The following is a 19,910-nucleotide window of genomic DNA, read 5'->3' as shown; positions in this document are numbered from 1 at the left end:
CATAACCGGAAGAGGGGAGGAACCGGCCGGCCGGGACAGCCCGGGCCGACCCCGGCGTCATGCCGGCAAGGACGGAGAAGCACACAGTGTCCATCCAGATGCGCGCCGCCCCGTGGCCGGCGCAGGAGGTCTCCACCATCGGCGCCGTGGGGGTCGCCCATTTCTGCAGCCACCTCCTCCAGCTTGCCCTCGCCCCCCTGTTCCTGATGATGCGGGCGGATCTCGGCGCCTCCTTCTTCGCGCTCGGGGTCGTGCTTTCCGTCTTCTATTTGTGCTCTGGCGTGGGGCAGGTGATCGCCGGCATCCTGGTCGACCGCTTCGGCGCCGACCGCCTGCTGCTCAGCGGCCTGCTGCTGCAAGGCGCCGCCACCGCGGCCATGGGCCTTGCGCCCCATTATGCCGTGCTGCTGCCGCTGGCCGCCCTCGCCGGGCTCGGCAATGCGGTCTACCATCCGGCCGACCTGTCCATTCTCAGCCACCGCGTGGCGCCCCAGCGGCTGGGACGCGCCTTCGCCGCGCACGTGATCGCCGGCTCCATCGGCTTCGCCTTGTCGCCCATCGTCTCCGCGGCCATCGGCACCGCCTATGGCTGGCGCGTCTCCCTGCTGGCAATGGGCGGCGGCGTGGTGGTGCTCGGGCTCATCCTGCTCGCCTCGCGCGGCGCCCTGAAGGTGGCGCCCGTGGCCGCGCACCGGGCCGACGGCACGGCGATGAAGGCACCGGGATTCCTCCAGGTGCTGGCCATGCCGGTGGTGCTTACCGCCTTCGTCTATTTCCTGCTCACCGCGTTGACCCTCTCGGGCATCCAGAGCTTCTCCATCGTCGCCTTGCAGGAGGGCTTCGGCGCCACGGTGGCGCTGGCGACGCTCGCCGTCGCCCTGTTCCAGGCGGGCAACACCACGGGCGTCGCCATCGGCGGCCACCTCGCCGACCGCACCACCCGGCACCATGTGGTGGCCATGACGGGCCTCGTCGCAGGAGCAGCCTTCGCCATGCTCGCCGCTGTGCTCACCGTGCCTCCGGTGGCGACGGTGGGCCTCATCATCCTGGTGGGCGCGAGCATGGGCCTCACCACTCCCTCGCGCGACGTGCTGGTGCGGGCGGCGGCGCCGGCCGGGGCGACGGGCAAGGTGTTCGGCGTGGTCTATTCCGGCTACGACATCGGCTCGCTGGTGGGCCCGCTCATGTTCGGCCTGATGCTTGACCATCACCTGCCGCGGCTGGTGTTCGTGGGCTCCGCGATACCGCTGGCGCTTGCGGTGTTCACCGCCTTCGCCGTGCGCCGCCGGCCGGCCGAATAAGGATCACGGCCCGAGCAGCACCTTGCCGGGATTGGCGATGCCCCTGGGATCGATGGCGGCCTTGAGGGCCGCCATCAGCCGGAGCGCGACGGGATCCTTGTAGAGGGTCAGCTCCTCGCGCTTCAGCAGGCCGATGCCGTGCTCGGCGGAGATGGAACCGCCGAGGGATGCCACCAAATCGTGGACGATGCGGTTGAAATCCTCCCACAAGGCGAGGTAGGCCGCCTTGTCCATGCCCACGGGCTGGCTGAGGTTGAAATGGATGTTGCCGTCGCCCATGTGGCCGAAGGCGCACACGCGCAGCCCCGGCAGATGCTGCGCGCACCGCCGCGACGCCTCGGCGATGAACTGCGGCACGCGGGACACCGGCACCGACACGTCGTGCTTGATGGAGCCGCCCTCGAACTTCTGCGCGTCGGACAGCGCCTCGCGCAGCTTCCACAAGGCATCGGCCTGGGCCTCGCTCGCGGCGATCACCGCATCCTCGATCTCGCCCGCCTCGAATGCCGCGCCGAACACGTCGAGGGCGAGGGCGGAAAGATCGTCGTCGCGGCGGGTGGAGGTGAGCTCGGCGAGCACGTACCACGCATGATCGCCGGACAGCGCGCGGGGGGTGCCGGGAATGTGCTTCAGCACCGTCTCCATGCCGAAGCGGGGCAGGATCTCGAAGCCGGTCAGCGCGTCACCCGCCACATCGCGCAGCCGGCGGAACAGCGCCAGCGCCGCCTCGGGGTCCGGCAGGCCGGTGAGGGCGGTCGCCCGGGCCCGGGGCGCCGGATAGAGCCGCAGAACGGCAGCCGTGATGATGCCGAGCGTGCCCTCCGCGCCGATGAAGAGGTCCTTGAGGTCGTAGCCGGTGTTGTCCTTGCGCAGACGGGACAGGCCGTTCCAGACGCTCCCGTCGGGCAGCACCACCTCCAGCCCGAAGGTCAATTCGCGCATGTTGCCGTAGCGCAGCACGGCGGTGCCGCCGGCATTGGTGGAGAGGTTGCCGCCGATCTGGCAGGTCCCCTCGGAGGCGATGGAAAGGGGGAACAGGCAGCCAGCCTCCGCCGCCGCCTGCTGCACCTGGTGCAGCGTGCAGCCGGCCTCCGCCACCACGGTGAGGTCGACGGGGTCGAGGTCGCGGATGCAGCTCATCCGCCGGAGCGAGAGGAGCAGCGCGCCGAACGGCACCTGCCCGCCCACGAGGCCCGTGTTGCCCCCCTGCGGCACCACCGGCACGCCCGCTTCGAAACATTGGGCGAGGATGAACGCCACCTCCTCTGTGGACGACGGCTCCAGCATGGCAGGGGCCGCGCCATGAAACAGGCCGCGGCCCTCCACCAGGCGAGGGGCGAGGTCGCCCGCATCCGTCACCACATGAGCGGCGCCGATGCGCGCGGCGATGCGATCGAGCAGTCCGGCGAGGCGGGCGGCATCGAGGAGAAGGGGCTGGGGCGCGACGCTCGACATGGCCGGAGGGTGCCGCAGCCCCGGCGACGGGGCAAGCATCCGCTGTGACGCGGTGCGGGAGGGGAAGAAGGCGGGCTACGGAAGGCAAGGCCCGGCGGGCGTGCCGGTCCCCGCGCCCTTCCCTTGCCCGCCCTCCCCGGCCCGCCTCTCCGGCCGCCCTGCGGAAGGCCGGAGAGCGCGCGTCGCGCGACGGAGCGGCACGCCCCGGCTTGAGCCGTCGGCTTAAACGCCGGCGGGCCGGGCTCAGGCCGCGGTCTTCAATCCCACGTCAGGCAGCTCGGGACGGCTGGCGAGGGCCACCGCCATCAGCTCCTCCACCTCGGCCCTCTCGTCCTCCAGCAGCGGCAGGCGCGGCGGGCGGGTGAGGAAGGTGCCGCGGCCCATGATGTGCTCGCACAGCTTGATGCACTGCACGAGGTCCGGCCGCGCATCGAGGTGGAGCAGCGGCATGAACCACTCGTAGAGCTTCATTGCCTCGGCGTAGCGACCGGCGCGGCACAGGCGGAACAGGGTCTCCCCCTCCCGCGGGAAGGCGTTGGACATGCCGGACACCCAGCCCTGCGCGCCCACGGCCACGCTCTCCAGCACCACGTCGTCGAGGCCGGCGAACATGACGAAGCGGTCGCCCACCTTGTTGCGCAGGTCGATGAAGCGCCGGGTGTCGCCCGAGCTCTCCTTGAAGCAGACGATGGTCTCGCAATCGGTGAGCGTGGCGATCACGTCCGGCGTCACGTCGTTCTTGTAGATGGGCGGGTTGTTGTAGACCATCACCGGCAGGTCGGTGGCCTTGGAGACGGTGCGGAAGTGAGCCGCCGTCTCGTGCGGCTTCGAGGAATAGACCAAGGCCGGCATGAGCATGATGCCGTCCACGCCCACCTTGGCGGCTTCCTTCGCGGTGTTGATGGCGAACTGGGTGGTGAATTCGGCGATGCCGCAGATGACCGGCACCTTGCCGGCGGCGACGGACTTGGCCGCTTCCATCACCTGGATCTTCTCGGCCGTGGCGAGGGAGGTGTTCTCGCCCACCGTGCCGCACACGATGAGGCCCGACACGCCGTCGCGCACCAGCCCCTCCATCACCTTGGCGGTGGCGTCGATGTCGAGGGAATAGTCGTCGCGGAACTGCGTGGTCACGGCGGGGAAGACGCCTTCCCAGGTGATGGCCGGCTTCATGGTCCTCTTTCCTGTCTTCAAGGTGCGCGCGGCCGTTCCGCCCCCGCGGCATGCGGAGGCGGGGCACACCCGCGCGGTGCGGGAGAAGGGGCAGGCCCGGCCCGCCCCGCGGGGTTCAGCTGAGGGTGGCGCCCACCTTTCGCAGGTCGGCGAGGATCGGGGCCTTCGGCAGCCAGATCTTGTCGTACTCGGTGATGATCTTCTCGCGGTCGGCCACTTCTGCGACCTTGATGGGGATGGCGGCCTTGAACTTCTCCAGCAGCACCGGCTCGTTGGTGACGGTCTCGTCCACCTGGGCGTCGAGAGCCGTCTTGGTGAGCCTGGTGATGAGCGCCTTGTCGGCGGGCGAGAGCGTCTGCCACACCCGGCCGGAGACCAGGGCGATGACCGGCATGAAGATGGCATCCATCTTCAGCATGGTCTTCGACACCTTGTCGAAGCGCTGGTTCCAGGAGAAGTCGAGGTCGGCCTCCAGCCCGTCCACCTGGCCGTTGGACATGGCGTCGAACACCTGCGGGGTGGGAATGGGCGTCGGGGCGGCGCCGAGCAGCTGGTAGAAGTCGCGGTAGGCCGGCGTCGTGTTGATGCGCAGCTTCATGCCGTTGAGGTCCTTGATGCCCGAGATGGGCTTCGCGGAGAACACGACGCGCATGGTGGTGATGCCCCAGGCGAGGCCCACCGTGCCCGTCTCCTTCGGCAGCACGTCGAACATGCCGAGGGCGAGGGGGGTGCGCACCAGCTTGCCGGCCTTGGCGGTGGAATCCACCACCCATGGCGCATTGATGGCGGCGATGGTGGGCACCCGCGAGCCGAGCTCGGCGGTCATGATCCAGCCCATGTCGAGGGCGCCGGTCTGCATCTGCTGCAGCATGGCCGCCTCGTTGCCGAGCTGGCCGGAGGGGAAGACGGTGATGGAGAGGCGGCCCTTGGTCTCCTCCTTCAGCATGGCGCCCACCTTGTCGGCGGCCACGTTCCAGGGATGGCCACCGGGGGTGATGATGCCGAGGCGGAATTCCCGCGCCTCCTGGGCGCGCACCACGCTTGGGGCGGCGAGCGGGAGGGCGGCTCCGGCGGCGGCGCTCAGCAGGAAATGACGACGGGACAGAGTCATGACGGGGCTCCGGGAAGGTTGTTTTTCATTTGACGAGGATGGTGGAGAGCGACGGCACCAGCGACAGCAGCACCAGCAACGCGCAGGAGGCGAAGAAGAACGGCAGGGTGACCCAGAACATGCGCCCCACCTTGGCCCCCGTCACCGCCGAGGCCACGAAGAAGCACAGGCCCACCGGCGGGGAGAGGAAGCCGAGGACGAGGTTGATCACCACCACCACGCCGAAATGCACCGGGTCGATGTGGTAGACGTCCACGGCGATGGGCAGGAGGATCGGCACCGTCATGATGAGGCCGGGCGCGCCGTCGATGACCGTGCCGATCACCAGCAGGATCACGTTCACCAGCAGCATGAAGGAGATCGGATCCCGGGCCACGGTCTGCACCCAGGCGGCCACCGCCTGCGGGATCTTGCCGTAGACCAGGACCCAGGAGAACACCGCCGCCACCGCCACCAGGAACAGGATGACGGAGGAATAGAGGCCGGCCTTCAGCAGCATCTGCGGCAGCTCTGAGAAGGACAGCTCTCGGGTCCAGTAGCGACCGACGAGGAGGGCAGCCAGTGCCCCCACCGCCGCCGATTCCGTGGCATTGGCGACGCCGGTGAGGATGGAGCCGACGATGACGATGGGGATCAGCAGCGTGGGGATGGCGCCCAGCACGACCTCCACCCGCTGGCGCCACGTCATCGCCTCGCCGCGGGGATAGTCGTAGAAGAAGCCCATGATGAAGACGCACACGCAGAACAGGGCCGTGAGCAGCACGCCGGGGATGATGCCGGCGATCAGCATGTCGCTCACCGATACCTGCGCCAGCACCGAATAGACCACGAACATGATGGACGGGGGGATGATCGGCCCCAGCATGCCCGCATAGGCCGTGAGGCCGGCGGCGAAGGTCTTGTCGTAGCCCTTCCTCTCCATCTCCGGCACGAGGATCTGCGCCATGATGGCGACCTGCGCCGTGGCCGAGCCGAGGATGGAGGACACCAGCATGTTGGCGATGAGGTTCACATAGGCGAGCCCGCCCTTGAGCCGGCCCACCACCGCCATGGCCATGTCGATGAGGCGCCGGGTGATGCCGCCGCCGTTCATGATCTCGCCGATGAGCACGAACAGCGGGATGGCGATGAGTCCGTAGCTGTCCACCCCGCCGAACAGCTGGGTAGGAAAGGTCTGCAGCAGCAGCGGGTTGCCGGTGGAAAGAATGAAGGCGATGCCCGACAGCGCGAGGCAGATGCTGATGGGCACGCCCACCAGCATGGTGACGAGGAAGGCTGCGGTGGTGACCATCAGCTTGCCGCCTCCGCATGGGCCATGGGGAAGCCGCGGTGGACACGGCGCGGCAGGAACTCGAGGTCCTCCACGAGGTTGGCCAGGCCGTGGACGGTGATGGAGACCGCGAAGATCGGGATGACCAGGCTCACCACCCAGGTGGGCCAGTTCAGCGTCTGGGTGTGCTCGGTGTAGAGGAAGTTGAAGGTGGCGCCGGCGAACGCCTTCGCGTCGAAGCCGGCCGCGGCGATGCCCACCGGATCCATCCAGAGCCAGCACATGTAGGCCAGCGACAGGCCGAACAGCACCGTGAAGGCGGTGGCGATGGCCCGTGCCACCTTCACGCCGACGGGCGGCAGGCGCTCGGTGAGAAGGCCCACCGAGAAGTCGAGGCGCAGCCGCGTCATGGCCGAGGCGCCGACGAAGGTCAGCCAGACCACGGCATAGATCGCCGATTCGTCGATCCAGTAGATGGGCACGCCCGCATAGCGGGTCACCACGTTGAGCAGGATGAGGCCGGTGACGAGGCCCATGAGGCCGATCACCGCGACCCGCTCAAGGGCCAGCAGCCCCGAGGAAAGGGCGAGCACGAGGCCGAAAGGCCCTCCTCTCGCCGCGACTACAGGTTTCGCGTCGTTCATTTTTTTCGCTCTGGAAGGCGGACCCTTGTGGGTCTCGATTTCGTGCTTTCCTTTAAATCGTAGATTTTATACATTCGACACGTCAATACCCGCTGGACGATTTTTCCGGTAGTTCTTCCCCATGACCGCACCCGCCCAGAAAGGCCTCAAGCACCGCACGCTCTCGGCGGCGATCCTCGATCAGCTGCGCCAGGCGATCCTCGACGGCACCCATCCCGCGGGCACCCAGCTGCGGCAGGATGCGCTGGCGGAGCTCTACGGCGTCAGCCGCATCCCCGTTCGCGAGGCGCTGTTCCAGCTGGAGGCCGAGGGACTGGTGCGGATCGTCCCGCAGAAGGGCGCCATCGTCTCCGATCTCTCCATTGCGGAGATCGACGACGTGTTCGAGCTCCGGCGGATCATGGAGCCGCGCCTGCTCTCCCGCGCCGCGCCCTTGTTCACCGCCGAGGATTTTGCGGTGCTCGACGCCATTCATGCGCGCTTCACCGCCGCCACCAAGGCCCATGACGTGAGCCAGTGGGGCGTGCTCAATGCCGATTTCCACATGGCGCTCTATGAGCGGGCGACACTGCCGCGGACCCGCCAGATCGTCGCCGCGCTGCTCCAGACCTCGGACCGCTACACCCGCCTCCAGCTCTCCACCACGGAAGCCATGGGGCGGGCCGAAAGCGAGCATGCGGAGCTGATCGCGCTCTGCCGCAAGGGGGCGGTGGAAGAGGCCTGCCGCTTTCTCGATGCCCACATCGCCACCGTGCACGCCGACCTGATCCGGGTCATCGAGCAGCGCCCCCAGCGCGCCGCCGGGCCGGGCTCCGCCAGGCCTGCCGCCTTGGCAAAGGGCGAGGTCCTGGGCTAGAGCGGGGTTTCCACACCGGAGACCCCATGGCCAATCGTGTCCTCGTCGCCCGCATCGGCGCGCCCCACGGCGTGAAGGGGGAGGTGCGCCTCTTCATCTTCACCGAGGAGCCGCACGCGTTGCTGGACCTTGATCCCCTCACCGACGAGAGCGGCCGCCGGCGCTTCCGCGTGGCCTCCCTGCGCGCGGCCAAGGACCATTTCGTGGCGCGCCTCGAAGGCGTCGCCGACCGCACCGCCGCCGAGGCGCTCACCAATGTGGACCTCTACGTGCCGCGCGAGGCGCTGCCCGAGCCGGAGGACGAGGACACCTTCTACCATGCCGACCTCCTCGGCCTGCCGGTGCTGGACGAGGCCGGTGCGGTGATCGGCCAGGTGACGGCGCTGCACGATTTCGGCGCCGGCGACATTCTCGAATATGCCCCCACCCTGCCGGGGGTGAAGGCGAAGACGCTGATGGTGCCCTTCACCCGGGACGCGGTGCCCGTGGTGGACGTGTCCGGCCGCCGGGTGGTGATCGCCGAGGCCTTCGTGGAACGCCGGCCGGCCGAGCCCGAGGACGGCGAGGACCAGAGCGAGGGCTGACACGGCCCCTTCGGCCCGGACGGTTCGCCGCCATTTGACAGCGCCCCGCCCCTCCCCCATCACCCCTCCATGACGTTCCACGCCACCGTCCTCACCCTGTATCCGGAGATGTTTCCCGGCCCCCTCGGCCATGCGCTGGCGGGCAAGGCGCTGGCGCGCGGGCTGTGGGCACTTCAGGCCGAGCAGATCCGCGACCACGCCCTCGACAAGCACCGCTCGGTGGACGACACGCCCGCCGGCGGCGGCCCCGGCATGGTGATGCGCGCCGACGTGCTCGCCCGCGCCATCGATGCCGTCTCGCCCGAGGACGACCCGCGCCCGCGCCTGCTGATGACCCCACGCGGGCGTCCCCTCACCCAGGAGCGCGTGCGGGCGCTGGCGGCGGGGCCGGGGGCGGTGATCCTGTGCGGGCGTTTCGAGGGAGTGGACGAGCGCATCATCGCGGCGCGCGGCCTGGAGGAGGTCTGCGTGGGCGACGTGGTGCTCTCCGGCGGGGAAGCCGCGGCGCTGCTGCTGCTGGATGCCTGCGTGCGGCTCATCCCCGGCGTCATGGGCAAGAGCGAGAGCGGAACGGAGGAGAGCTTCTCCGCCGGCCTGCTCGAATACCCCCAATACACCCGCCCGCAGCAGTTCGAGGGGAGGACCATCCCCGAGGTGCTCACCAGCGGCGACCATGCCCGCATCGCCCGCTGGCGGCACGAGCAGGCCGAGGCCGTGACCCGCGCGCGGCGTCCCGACCTCCTTCCAGCGCCACCCCGTGACAGGAACATGAAGGAAAGGGAATGACACGGTCCCCGTTCTCATGTATGGAGCCGCGTCCCTTAACTTATAACGACACGATGTGGTGGCGGGGCATTTGCCCTTGGACCACTGCTAGAGGTTGGCGACAATGAACATCATCCAGACGCTCGAAGCCGAGCAGGCAGCGAAGCTTGCCGAAAAGCGTGCCATCCCGGACTTCCAGCCCGGCGATACCGTGACTGTGAACGTGAAGGTGGTCGAAGGCGAGCGCACCCGCGTGCAGGCCTACGAGGGCGTGGTGATCGCCCGTTCCGGCGGTGGCCTGAACGAGAGCTTCACCGTCCGCAAGATTTCCTACGGCGAAGGCGTGGAACGCGTGTTCCCGGTCTACTCGCCGATGATCGACTCCATCAAGGTCGTGCGCCGCGGCAAGGTCCGTCGCGCCAAGCTCTATTACCTGCGTGATCGTCGCGGCAAGTCCGCCCGTATCGCCGAGCGCCAGGACCGCAATGCCGGCGAAGGCAAGAAGGGCAAGAAGGCGCCCGCCGCCGCCGAGTGATCGGCCGGCCGGGGGTTCCCGCCTGGAAGAACATCACGCCGCCGGCCCCCGCCGGCGGCGTTTTTTATTGGGCCGCTGGCGCCCCGGCCGTCGGGGGCTCGCTCCATGATCGAGGCGCGGCGCCCAGGCGCCAGAACGGACGCTCCTCAAAAGGCCACGACGCCCATCCGGAGCAGCGCGCACGCCCCGCATCTCGCTCCGGCGCCGAACGCACGGCGCATCACGCGCTCCGCATAAACGCAGATGGCCTGCGGCCGCTCCGTGGCGGCCGCAGGCCATCTGCGGATGAATGTCTTGTGAGGCGCGAAGGGCGGCGTCAGTCGCCCTGGCCGGGTTCGGGGTCGAACAGGCCTTCCTTGCCGGGCTTGCCATCCCACTCCTTGGCGTCGGCCGGCGGGTCACGCTTCAGGGTGATGTTGGGCCAGGTCTTGGCGTATTCGGCATTGAGCGCGAGCCACTTCTCCAGCCCCGGCTCGGCATCGGGCTTGATGGCCTCGGCCGGGCACTCCGGCTCGCAGACCCCGCAATCGATGCACTCGTCGGGATGGATGACGAGCATGTTCGCGCCCTCGTAGAAGCAGTCCACCGGGCACACGGACACACAGTCCATGTACTTGCAGCGGATGCAGTTCTCGGTGACGACGTAAGTCATGGAAGATCCCTTTCGAGGCGCTCGGGTAGCGCACCCGCACGTCCGACGCAAGCGCGCGCAAAGACGCGGCGCCAATTATGCGTCAACTTTCTGTTATTTCATTATAAAGCACGCTGGCTGATGTAGCACCCCCGCGCCGCTCCGAAAAGCCGACGACGCGCAGAACGCGCACCCGCTGGTCCAGCGCGATGGTCAGCACCTGCCCCGGCTTCACCGCATGCGCCGGGCTGGTCACCCGCGCGCCGTCGATTCGCACATGGCCGGCACGCACGAGGTCCGCCGCGGCCTCCCGCGTGCGGACCACCCGGGCATGCCAGATCCAGCGGTCGAGCCTCTGCCGTTCCGCCGGATCGGCCACCGGTCAGCTGCCCTTCTTCTCCGCCTCCATGCGCGCCTTCAGGGCGGCGAGGGCGGCGAAGGGGCTGTCGGGATCCGCAGGCTTGTCGCGCCGGCGGTCCTGATGGGCGGGACGGTGCTCCTGGCCACCCTGCGGCCGGTTGCCGCCACCTTCCCGCGGACCGCGGAAGGGCGGACGGTCCCCGCGCGGGGGACGCGGCCCGCGCTCGGCCTCGGCACCGGCGGCGCCGGCCTCGGCGGGCGCCTGGTCGGGCCGGCGATGGGGCGGACGGCCGCCGGGGCGATCGCCACGGCGCTCCCCGTCCTTGCCGCCGCCATGGCGCTCGCCCTCCTTGCGGTCGCCGAAGCGGCGGCCTTCGCCCTGCGGACGATCCCCGTGGGAGCGCTCGCCATGGGGCCGCTCGCGGCGCGGCGCGCCCGGCGGACGGCCGGGACGCCACACCTCGATCATCTCGGGCTCGGCAGGGGCACCCTCCACGGCCTCGGGGCCACCGGGAGCGGCGGGCGCGTCCACCTCGGCGGCGACTTCCGCGGCGGTGGGATCACCCGTCTCCTCGACGGCGGCGATGGTGGCCTCCGCCTCCATCTCGTCGGCGACGACCGCGTCAGCCTCCTCGGGCGCGTCGTCGTGGGCGGCCTGCGATTCGGGGATAGCCTCCGGAGCCGCGTCGGATTCGAGGACGGGCGCCTCCACCGGCGCCGGCTCGGCGGCAACGGGCTCGGCGGGGGCGTCGAACAGCAGGTCGGCCTCGATGGCGCCTTCCGGCAGGGGCGCCAGTTCCACCGGCGCGGGCGCGGCGACGGGCGCCTCGGGCTCCGGCGGCGGGGCCGCGCGGCGCTCCATGCGGTAGCCCAGCGACTTCAGGATGGAGGCGAAATCCTCTCCCGAGCAGCCGGCCAGCGAGGTCATGCCCACGGTCACGGTGAAGCCGCGCCCGTCCACAGCACCCGCGGGCTTCGGCCCGGGCGAATTGGGCCGCCAGGCCAGCGCCGGGCGGATGAGGTCGGCGAGGCGCTCCAGAATGTCCACGCGCACCGCGCGCTCGCCGCACACGCGGAAGCCCACGGCCCGGTAGAGGCCCTTCTGGATCTCGTGATCCACGGGGATGGAGGTGCGGCCCGAGGCCGCCAGGTGCGGCAGCTCGTCGAGTCCCTTCTGGGCGAGGCCGCCATGCTTCAGCGCGTAGAGCTCGGCCGCGAGCGAGCGCGGGGCGGGCTTCAGCAGTGCCGGCAGGTAGATGTGATGGGCGCCGAAGCGCACGCCATAGCCGCGCAGCGTCGCACGGGCCGCCTGGTCGAGGCCCTTCACCTCGTCCGCGACGCGGGCGCGCTCCAGCACGCCGAGGCTCTCGACGATCTGGAAGGCAATGCCGCGGGCAATGCCGGTGATGTCCTCCGCCGTGCCGAGCTTGGTCAGCGAGCCGAGCAGCTTCTCGATGTGGGCGGAGACCCACAGGGCGATGCGCGCGTCCACCTGGTCGCGGGCGGCGCCGGTGAGATGCTCGTCGGCGATGATCTTGAAGCGCGGCTTCAGGACCTCGTCGCCGGGGATGAGCTTGGCCACGGCCTCGCCGGTCCAGCGGATGGTGCCGTCGAAGGTGAGCACGAAGGCCTCGTCCACCGCCTGGGCGAGACGCTGGGCGCGCTGCTCGATCTCGCCCGCGAGCGCCTTCTGGGCGGCGGCGCGCAGGGCCTTCGCCTCCTCCCCGCCCGCCGCCGGGTCCGGGGCGAACTGGAAGCCATGGAGATGGCCGATGACATGGCCTTCAACGGTAACGTCACCGGTCTTGCTGATATCAGTTTCGAGCATCGTGTTCTCTCGCAGGCGTCGCATGAGCACGCTGGTCCGCCGATCCACGAAACGCTGGGCCAGCCTTTCGTGCAGTGCATCGGACAGCTTGTCTTCGACCCCTCTCGTGACGCCTTGCCAGTGCTCCGGATCCGTGAGCCAGTCGGGCCGGTTGGCCACGAAGGTAAGTGTCCTCACCTGCGCGATCCGGTTCGACAACGTGTCGATGTCGCCTTCTGGGCGATCGGTCAAGGCGATTTGACGCGCGAACCAGTCGTCCGGGATCCGCCCACCCCCGAAAAGATGCCCGAAAAGCGTGTTGACGAGGTCCGCATGGGCCCCCGGCGACACCTTGCGATAATCGGGAACCTGACACACCTCCCACAGCCTTTCCACATCCTGCGGCGTGGCGAGGCGGCGTGTCACCTCCATGTCCCGGCTCATGATTTCGAGCACGGCGACATCGTCGGCGGTGGGCGCGCGGGTCAGCCCCTCCTCCTTGGGAAGCTGGGACAGGCTGGCGAGCAAAGCGGGCGCGGAGCGGAAATCCGGGACGGCGTTGCGCCATTGCAACACCTTCGCAGTGTCGAACGCATGCTCCTCCAGCCGCTCCACCAGTTCCTCCTCGAAGGGCGGGCAGCGGCCGGTGGTGCCGAAGGTGCCATCCCGCGTCGCGCGGCCGGCGCGCCCCGCGATCTGCGCCATCTCGGACGGGTTGAGCTTCCTGTACTGCCAGCCGTCGAACTTGCGATCGGCGGCGAAGGCCACGTGGTCCACGTCCAGGTTGAGGCCCATGCCGATGGCGTCGGTGGCCACCAGATAATCCACGTCGCCGGACTGGTAGAGCTCCACCTGGGCATTGCGGGTGCGGGGCGAAAGCGCCCCCATCACCACCGCCGCCCCGCCGCGCTGGCGGCGGATGAACTCGGCGATGGAATAGACCTCCTCCGCCGAGAAGGCGACGATGGCGGAGCGGCGCGGCAGGCGGGAGATCTTCCGCTCCCCCGCGAAGGTCAAGGTGGACAGGCGCGGGCGCACCACCACGGTCACGCCCGGCAGCAGCTTCTCCACCAGCGGGCGCATGGTGGCCGAGCCGAGCAGCAGCGTCTCATGCCGGCCGCGCCGGTTCAGCATCCGGTCGGTGAAGACATGGCCACGGTCGAGGTCGGTGGCGATCTGGATCTCGTCGATGGCGACGAAGGCCACGTCGAGGTCGCGCGGCATGGCCTCCACGGTGGCCACCCAGTAGCGCGGATTCCGCGGCTTGATCTTCTCCTCGCCGGTCACGAGGGCGACCTTCTCTGAGCCCACCCGCTCGACGATCCGCTGGTACACCTCGCGCGCGAGAAGCCGCAGCGGCAGGCCGATGATGCCGCTCTCGTGGCCCAGCATGCGCTCGATGGCGAGATGGGTCTTGCCCGTGTTGGTCGGGCCGAGGACCGCGCTGACGCCACGCGCTCTCACGGAACGCGGCAGCACGGCCCATTGGGTCACGTCGTCCATCGGCTCTCGCGCAGGTCCGCTCGTTGTTCGGGAGGGTCCGTATCATATCGGGACGGGAATGGCAGGACGAAAGGGGCGGAGCGAACCTTTCGCGAACAAAAGCAGCGCGAATCGCTGGAAGGGCCTCGTTCGCGCCCTGTTCGGGCCGTGCCCGCCCGGCCCTCGTTCCGTCCCGAACTGGAACATGGCCGCCCCATGCGGCGGAACGGAGGCGAAACAAAAGGCGCGCGAATCGCTGCGCGGGTCGTCGGCCGGGTTTGTTCTTCCGGCCACGCCGCCCCTCCGGCCGGCGCCCCGACGCACGCCCGGCACCGGGCTGGCGGACACCCGGACGAGCCCCCTTGACTTGGCGCACCCGTTCGGCCCCATGGACGAAGGGTCGCGGGCGGCCAAAAGCATGACGAAAAAGGGGGAGCGGGCGGTGTTTCTCAAGTGGGCAGAGCTTTCCTCACCGGCCGTCGCCGCCATCGACAAGAGCCGCCTCGTCGCCGTCCTGCCCGTCGCTGCGGTGGAGCAGCACGGGCCGCACCTGCCGCTCGGCACCGACCTGCTCATCGCCAAGGGCTATATCGAGCGCATCTCCACCATGGTCCCGCGCGATGTGGATGCGGCCTTCCTTCCCGTGCAGGCGGTGGGCAAGTCGGACGAGCACATCACCTTCGCCGGCACGCTCACCCTGTCGCCCGCCACGGCCATCGCGGCCTGGGTGGAGATCGGCCGGAGCCTCGCCCGCGCCGGCGTGCGGCGGCTCGTCATCATGAACACCCATGGCGGCAACGTGCCGGTGATCGACCTGGTGGCGCGCACGCTGCGCATCGAGCACCGCATGCTGGCCGTCACCTGCTCCATGCACCGCTTCGGCTATCCGGTGGGGCTGTTCTCCGACCACGAGCGCGCCCACGGCATCCACGGCGGGGAAATCGAAACCTCGCTGATGCTGGCCTTCCGCCCGGATCTGGTGGACATGACCCACGCGGGCGAGTTCCCCCCTTATTCCATCGGCATGGAGAGCGAGTTCGCGCGGCTGCGCGCCAACCATCCGGTGGGCTTCGGCTGGCTCGCGGAGGACCTCTCCCACGACGGGGCCATGGGGGACGCCCGCGGCGCCACCGCGCTGAAGGGCGAGGCTGCGGCCGAGTTCGGCTCCCGTGCCTTCGTGGAGCTGCTCAAGGACGTGGCCGCCTTCGACCTCACCCGGCTCGACCCGCACGCGTGACGAAACGGCGGCCTCAGGCCTTCTCGGTCGAGGCGGCGAGGAGTTGTGGCAGGCGCTTCAGGTTCAGCGCCAGCCATTGCAGCGCGATGACCACGTAGCCATTGACGACGCGCCCCGCGTTGACCGCCGCCAGCGCCTCGTCGAGCGTCACCGCGAAGGGGTGGATGGTCTCCGCCTCCTCTGCGAGGCCCGCCCGTTCCGGCAGCGCGCCTGCATCGACGATGGCGAGAAAGAACACCGCATATTCGTCGCTCACCCCCGGGGATGTGGCGACCTGCACCATGGGCACCAGCTGGCGAGGCCGCACGCCGGCCTCCTCCTCGCATTCCCGCAGGGCTGTGGATTCATAGCTCTCGCCGTCCTCGACGATGCCCGCGACGATCTCCACCAGCGCGCCGCGGTCGCGGGACAGGTGGGTGGAGAGACGGAACTGGCGGATGAGCACCACCAGCTCGCGCTCGGGATCATATCCCAGCACGCCCACCACCGCGCCCACGCGGACGATGTCGCGGGTCTGCACGTCGCGCGCGCCGTCGTCGTGGTGGAGGACGAGGTGATAACGCTCGTAGCGGCGGAAACCGTTGGCGAGCAGCTCCGGCCCTTCCACGTCCACACGGGCCGGGCGATCCTCGGGGACATCCCTCTTCGTCACTGCCGAACCACTCCCTGGCCTGCGATCTCGAGATTGAAGGCGGCCGCGAACAAAGCGCGGGTGTAGTCCTCGCGCGGATGCTCGAACACCTCCCGCGCGGGCCCCTCCTCCACCATCTTCCCGTCGCGCATGACGAGGATGCGGCTCGCCAGCGCCGAGACGACACGCAGATCGTGCGAGATGAACATGAAGGTGAGATCACGCTTGCGCTGCAGCGCCCGCAGGAGGTCCACGATCTGCGCCTGCACGATCATGTCGAGGGCGGAGGTCGGCTCGTCCAGCACCACGAAGGAGGGCTCCAACGCCATGGCGCGGGCGATGGAGATGCGCTGGCGCTGGCCGCCGGAGAATTCGTGCGGGTAGCGGTGCCGGCTTTCCGGGTCGAGGCCCACGTCCTCGAGCGCCGCCACCACCCGCGCCTCGCGCTCGGCGGAGGAGAGCTTGCGCTGGTGGACGAGCAGCCCCTCCCCCACGATGTCGGCCACCGACATGCGCGGCGAAAGCGCGCCGTAGGGGTCCTGGAACACGATCTGCAGGTCCGAGCGCAGCGGCCGCATGGCCTTGAAGGACAGGCCGTCGATGCGCTTGCCGAGGAAGGTCACAGGTCCCTTAGAGGAGATGAGGCGCAGCAGCGCGAGGCCGAGCGTGGTCTTGCCGGAGCCCGATTCGCCCACCACCCCCAGCGTCTCTCCGCGGCGGATGGCGATGGAGACCCCGTCCACCGCCTTCACATGGCCCACCGTCTTGCGCAGGATGCCCCGCTTGATGGGGAAATGGACCTTCAGGTCGCTCGCCTCCACCACCACCGGCGCATCCGGCATGGCGGGGGCCGGGTCCGGCTTCGGCTCGGCGCGCAGCAGCGCCTGGGTATAGGGATGCCGCGGATTGAGGAAGGTCGCCTCCGCCCCGCCCTGCTCCACGATCTCGCCCCGCTGCATCACGCACACCCGGTCGGCGATCTTGCGCACGATGCCGAGGTCATGGGTGATGAACAGCATGGCCATGCCGAGCCGCGCCTGGAGATCCTTGAGCAGCTTCAGGATCTGCGCCTGCACGGTCACGTCGAGGGCGGTGGTGGGCTCGTCGGCGATGAGCAGGTCCGGCTCGTTGGCGAGCGCCATGGCGATCATCACGCGCTGGCGCTGGCCGCCGGAGAGCTGGTGGGGATAGGCGGAAAGCCGCTCCTCCGGGTTGGGGATGCCGACCTCGTGCAGCAGCTCCAGCGTGCGGGCGCGGGCGGCATTGGCGCCGAGGCCGCGATGGAGGGTGAGCATCTCGCCCACCTGCTGCTCGATGGTGTGGAGCGGGTTCAGCGAGCTCATGGGCTCCTGGAACACCATGGTGATGCGGTTGCCGCGCACGCCGCGCAGCTCCCGCTCGGGCATGGCGAGGAGGTCCCTGCCCTCGAACAGGATGCGGCCCGAAGGGTGGCTCGCTGCCGGATAGGGCAGCAGCTTCAGCACCGAAAGCGCGGTGACGGACTTGCCCGAGCCCGACTCGCCCACGAGCGCCAGCGTCTCCCCTTTCGACACGGCGAAGGAGACGTTCTTCACCGCCACCGCCGGCTCGCCGCCCGCGCGGCGGAAGGCGACGGAGAGGTCCTGGACGGAAAGGAGGGGCTCTTTCATGGGTCGTCCCCTCACGAGAAGGTCTTGCGCGGGTCGAAGGCGTCGCGCACCGCCTCGCCGACGAAGATCAGCAGGCTCAGCATGATCGCCACCGTGAAGAAGCCGGTGAGGCCGAGCCACGGCGCCTGGATGTTGTTCTTGCCCTGCGAGAGCAGCTCGCCCAGGGATGGCGAGCCCGGCGGCAGGCCGAAGCCGAGGAAGTCGAGCGCGGTGAGCGTCATCACCGAGGAGGAGAGGATGAAGGGCAGCATGGTCAGCGTCGCCACCATGGCGTTGGGCAGCATGTGCCGCGTCATGATGGTGAGGTTGCCGACGCCAAGCGCCCGCGCCGCCTGCACATATTCGAAGTTGCGCGCGCGCAGGAACTCGGCGCGCACCAGCCCCACCAGCGAGACCCAGGAAAACAGCAGCAGGATGCCCAGCAGCACCCAGAAGCCCGGCACCAGCACGGAGGAGATGATCAGCAGCAAATAGAGCGAGGGGATCGCCGTCCAGATCTCGATGAAGCGCTGGAACAGGAGGTCCACCCAGCCGCCGAAATAGCCCTGCACCGCCCCCGCCGCCACGCCGACGACGGACGAGACGATGGTGAGGGCGAGGCCGAACAGCACCGAGATGCGGAAGCCGTAGATGAGGCGGGCCACCACGTCGCGCCCCTGGTCATCGGTGCCGAGCCAGTTGTATTCGAGGGCGGAGCAGCCGCTCACCCCCTTCTTCTCCGCCACGGCCTTGCACTGGGCCTCGGTGAGCATCCAGGTGGGCGGCGAGGGCGCGGGGGTCGGCAGGTCGAGGTTGTGGGTGGAGTAGGAGAAGCGGATGGGCGGCCACACCATCCAGCCGCCCTTTTCCGCGATCAGCTTCTGCAGGAAGGGGTCGCGGTAGTCGGCCTCCGTCTCGAAGTCGCCGCCGAAGGTGGTCTCCGGATAGGCGCGGAAGACGGGGAAATAATAGTGCCCCTCGTAGGAGAGCAGGACCGGCTTGTCGTTGGCGATGAACTCGGCGCCGAGGCTGATGACGAACAGCACCATGAACACCACGAACGACCAGTAGCCGCGCTTGTTGGCGCGGAAATTGGCGAGCCGCCGCTGGTTGAGGGGCGAAAGGGCGAAGCGGCCGCGCGGATGGCTCTCCCCCGGCGGCTGAAGCCGCCCGTGGGGCAGGTCGCGGGCGGCGGGCACGTCGGTGGGCTGGCCCGGCTGGAGCACGGGAACGGCGTCCATCTCAGACCTCCCGCGTCTCGAAGTCGATGCGCGGATCGACCAGCATGTAGGTGACGTCGGAGATGAGGCCGACGATGAGCCCCGCCAGCGAGAAGATGTAGAGGGTGGCGAACACCACCGGATAGTCGCGGTTCAGCACGCTCTCGAAGCCCAGCAGGCCGAGGCCGTCGAGGGAGAAGATGGTCTCGATCAGCAGCGAACCGGCGAAGAAGGCGGAGATGAAGGCCCCCGGAAAGCCGGCGATGACGATGAGCATGGCGTTGCGGAAGACGTGGCCGTAGAGCACCCGGCGCTCGCTGAGGCCCTTCATGCGCGCGGTGGTCACGTACTGCTTGCGGATCTCCTCCAGGAACGAATTCTTGGTCAGCAGCGTCATGGTGGCGAACGCCCCGAGCACCATGGAGGTGAGCGGCAGCACCAGGTGCCACGCATAGTCCACGATGCGCTCGGGCCAGCTCATCTGCCAGAAATTGTCGGAGGTGAGGCCCCGGAGGGGAAACAGGTCGAGGAAGGAGCCCCCCGCGAACAGGATGATCAGCAGGATGGCGAACAGGAAGGACGGGATGGCGTAGCCGACGATGATCACCGCCGAGGTCCACATGTCGAAGCGCGAGCCGTCCCGCATGGCCTTGGAGATGCCGAGCGGGATGGAGATGGCGTAGGTGAGGATGGTCATCCACAGGCCCAGCGAGATGGAGACCGGCAGCTTCTCCTTGATCAGCTCGATCACCGTGATGTCGCGGAAATAGGAGCGGCCGAAGTCGAAGGTGGCATAGGCCGCGATCATCTTCAGGAAGCGCTCGTGGGCCGGCCGGTCGAAGCCGAACTGCTTCTCCAGCTGCTTGACGAAGGCGGGGTCGAGCCCCTGCGCGCCGCGATATTTCGAGGAGACGGCATCCGCCGCGGCGCCCGCCTGGGCCGCGGCGCCGGCCCCGGAGAAGTCGCCTCCGCCGCCGGAGACGCGCGCGGTGGCCGAGACGTCCTGGCCCGTGAGCTGGGCGATCACCCGCTCCACCGGGCCGCCGGGCGCGAACTGGATGACCACGAACGAGATGAGCATGATGCCGAGGATGGTCGGCACCATGAGGGCGATGCGGCGAAGGATGTAAGCGAGCATCTCGTCTCCCGTTCCGGCTCGGCGCTACCGCCGGGCCGGGGCCTCAAGTGCATGCGCCGGCCGGCTCGCACCGCTGGCTGGC

Annotated in this window: 18 protein-coding genes; 6 read left to right on the top strand and 12 right to left on the bottom strand. The window is 69.2% G+C overall.

The features are described 5' to 3' along the window. Window positions 1–86 precede the first annotated feature (86 nt). Window positions 87–1,301, top strand: a complete 1,215-nt coding sequence (locus tag V5F59_RS04775; protein ID WP_393980026.1) for an MFS transporter — start codon at window positions 87–89, stop codon at window positions 1,299–1,301. Window positions 1,302–1,304: 3 nt separating this feature from the next. Here the strand turns inward: V5F59_RS04775 and V5F59_RS04770 are convergent, their stop codons facing one another. The 5 genes from V5F59_RS04770 to V5F59_RS04750 form a co-directional block, all read right to left on the bottom strand. Next, complete coding sequence (locus tag V5F59_RS04770) at window positions 1,305–2,756, bottom strand: FAD-binding oxidoreductase (RefSeq protein ID WP_393980028.1); 1,452 nt, start codon at window positions 2,754–2,756, stop codon at window positions 1,305–1,307. A gap of 243 nt (window positions 2,757–2,999) precedes the next feature. Next, window positions 3,000–3,929, bottom strand: coding sequence for a dihydrodipicolinate synthase family protein (locus V5F59_RS04765; protein WP_393980030.1), 930 nt, complete (start codon window positions 3,927–3,929; stop codon window positions 3,000–3,002). A gap of 115 nt (window positions 3,930–4,044) precedes the next feature. Next, window positions 4,045–5,040, bottom strand: coding sequence for a TRAP transporter substrate-binding protein (locus V5F59_RS04760; RefSeq protein WP_393980032.1), 996 nt, complete (start codon window positions 5,038–5,040; stop codon window positions 4,045–4,047). Between the two features lie 25 nt (window positions 5,041–5,065). Continuing rightward, on the bottom strand, window positions 5,066–6,331 hold the full coding sequence (locus V5F59_RS04755; protein ID WP_393980034.1) for a TRAP transporter large permease: 1,266 nt from the start codon (window positions 6,329–6,331) through the stop codon (window positions 5,066–5,068). Then, window positions 6,331–6,954, bottom strand: a complete 624-nt coding sequence (locus V5F59_RS04750) for a TRAP transporter small permease (RefSeq protein ID WP_393980036.1) — start codon at window positions 6,952–6,954, stop codon at window positions 6,331–6,333. The genes V5F59_RS04755 and V5F59_RS04750 overlap by 1 nt, the downstream gene beginning before the upstream one ends. Window positions 6,955–7,075: 121 nt before the next feature. On the opposite strand from V5F59_RS04750, the gene V5F59_RS04745 reads away from it, so the two are divergent. The 4 genes from V5F59_RS04745 to rplS all read left to right on the top strand — a co-directional run bounded on the left by V5F59_RS04745 (window position 7,076) and on the right by rplS (window position 9,694). After that, entirely contained in the window at window positions 7,076–7,810 is a 735-nt protein-coding gene (locus V5F59_RS04745) for a GntR family transcriptional regulator (protein WP_393980038.1), read from the top strand. Window positions 7,811–7,836: 26 nt separating this feature from the next. Next, the gene (gene rimM, locus V5F59_RS04740; RefSeq protein WP_393980040.1) at window positions 7,837–8,394 is read left to right on the top strand and encodes a ribosome maturation factor RimM; all 558 of its coding nucleotides are present in this window, start codon (window positions 7,837–7,839) and stop codon (window positions 8,392–8,394) included. Between the two features lie 69 nt (window positions 8,395–8,463). Then, a complete protein-coding gene (trmD, locus tag V5F59_RS04735; protein WP_393980042.1) occupies window positions 8,464–9,180 on the top strand; it encodes a tRNA (guanosine(37)-N1)-methyltransferase TrmD in 717 nt (238 codons plus the stop codon). A 103-nt stretch (window positions 9,181–9,283) separates the two neighbouring features. Then, entirely contained in the window at window positions 9,284–9,694 is a 411-nt protein-coding gene (rplS, locus tag V5F59_RS04730) for a 50S ribosomal protein L19 (protein WP_393980044.1), read from the top strand. Window positions 9,695–10,010: 316 nt separating this feature from the next. Here the strand turns inward: rplS and fdxA are convergent, their stop codons facing one another. From fdxA to V5F59_RS04715, 3 genes are all read right to left on the bottom strand, one after another. Beyond that, a complete protein-coding gene (gene fdxA, locus V5F59_RS04725; RefSeq protein WP_393980046.1) occupies window positions 10,011–10,346 on the bottom strand; it encodes a ferredoxin FdxA in 336 nt (111 codons plus the stop codon). A gap of 82 nt (window positions 10,347–10,428) precedes the next feature. Then, entirely contained in the window at window positions 10,429–10,704 is a 276-nt protein-coding gene (locus tag V5F59_RS04720) for an RNA-binding S4 domain-containing protein (protein WP_393980048.1), read from the bottom strand. A gap of 3 nt (window positions 10,705–10,707) precedes the next feature. Further along, window positions 10,708–13,995 carry a helicase-related protein gene (locus tag V5F59_RS04715; RefSeq protein ID WP_393980050.1) on the bottom strand — a complete coding sequence of 1,096 codons (3,288 nt, stop codon included), beginning with the start codon at window positions 13,993–13,995 and terminating at the stop codon, window positions 10,708–10,710. Window positions 13,996–14,392: 397 nt separating this feature from the next. Between V5F59_RS04715 and V5F59_RS04710 the strand changes: the two genes are divergently transcribed. Then, window positions 14,393–15,211, top strand: a complete 819-nt coding sequence (locus V5F59_RS04710) for a creatininase family protein (RefSeq protein ID WP_393980052.1) — start codon at window positions 14,393–14,395, stop codon at window positions 15,209–15,211. 13 nt (window positions 15,212–15,224) lie between these two features. On the opposite strand, the gene V5F59_RS04705 is transcribed toward V5F59_RS04710, so the two are convergent. Genes V5F59_RS04705 through V5F59_RS04690 form a run of 4 tightly spaced genes read right to left on the bottom strand, consistent with a single transcriptional unit; the run spans window position 15,225 to window position 19,828 of the window. After that, window positions 15,225–15,863 carry an NUDIX domain-containing protein gene (locus tag V5F59_RS04705; protein WP_393980054.1) on the bottom strand — a complete coding sequence of 213 codons (639 nt, stop codon included), beginning with the start codon at window positions 15,861–15,863 and terminating at the stop codon, window positions 15,225–15,227. After that, the gene (locus V5F59_RS04700) at window positions 15,860–17,491 is read right to left on the bottom strand and encodes an ABC transporter ATP-binding protein (protein ID WP_393980056.1); all 1,632 of its coding nucleotides are present in this window, start codon (window positions 17,489–17,491) and stop codon (window positions 15,860–15,862) included. The genes V5F59_RS04705 and V5F59_RS04700 overlap by 4 nt, the downstream gene beginning before the upstream one ends. 11 nt (window positions 17,492–17,502) lie before the next feature. Next, a complete protein-coding gene (locus V5F59_RS04695) occupies window positions 17,503–18,711 on the bottom strand; it encodes an ABC transporter permease (protein WP_393980058.1) in 1,209 nt (402 codons plus the stop codon). Between the two features lies 1 nt (window position 18,712). Then, the gene (locus V5F59_RS04690) at window positions 18,713–19,828 is read right to left on the bottom strand and encodes a microcin C ABC transporter permease YejB (protein WP_393980060.1); all 1,116 of its coding nucleotides are present in this window, start codon (window positions 19,826–19,828) and stop codon (window positions 18,713–18,715) included. Between the last annotated feature and the right edge of the window lie 82 nt (window positions 19,829–19,910).

Origin of the sequence: Xanthobacter nonsaccharivorans (genome assembly GCF_043194755.2) — a bacterium.
Taxonomy (GTDB): Bacteria; Pseudomonadota; Alphaproteobacteria; order Rhizobiales; family Xanthobacteraceae; genus Xanthobacter; species Xanthobacter autotrophicus_G.
This window is presented reverse-complemented; position numbering and strand designations above follow the sequence as displayed.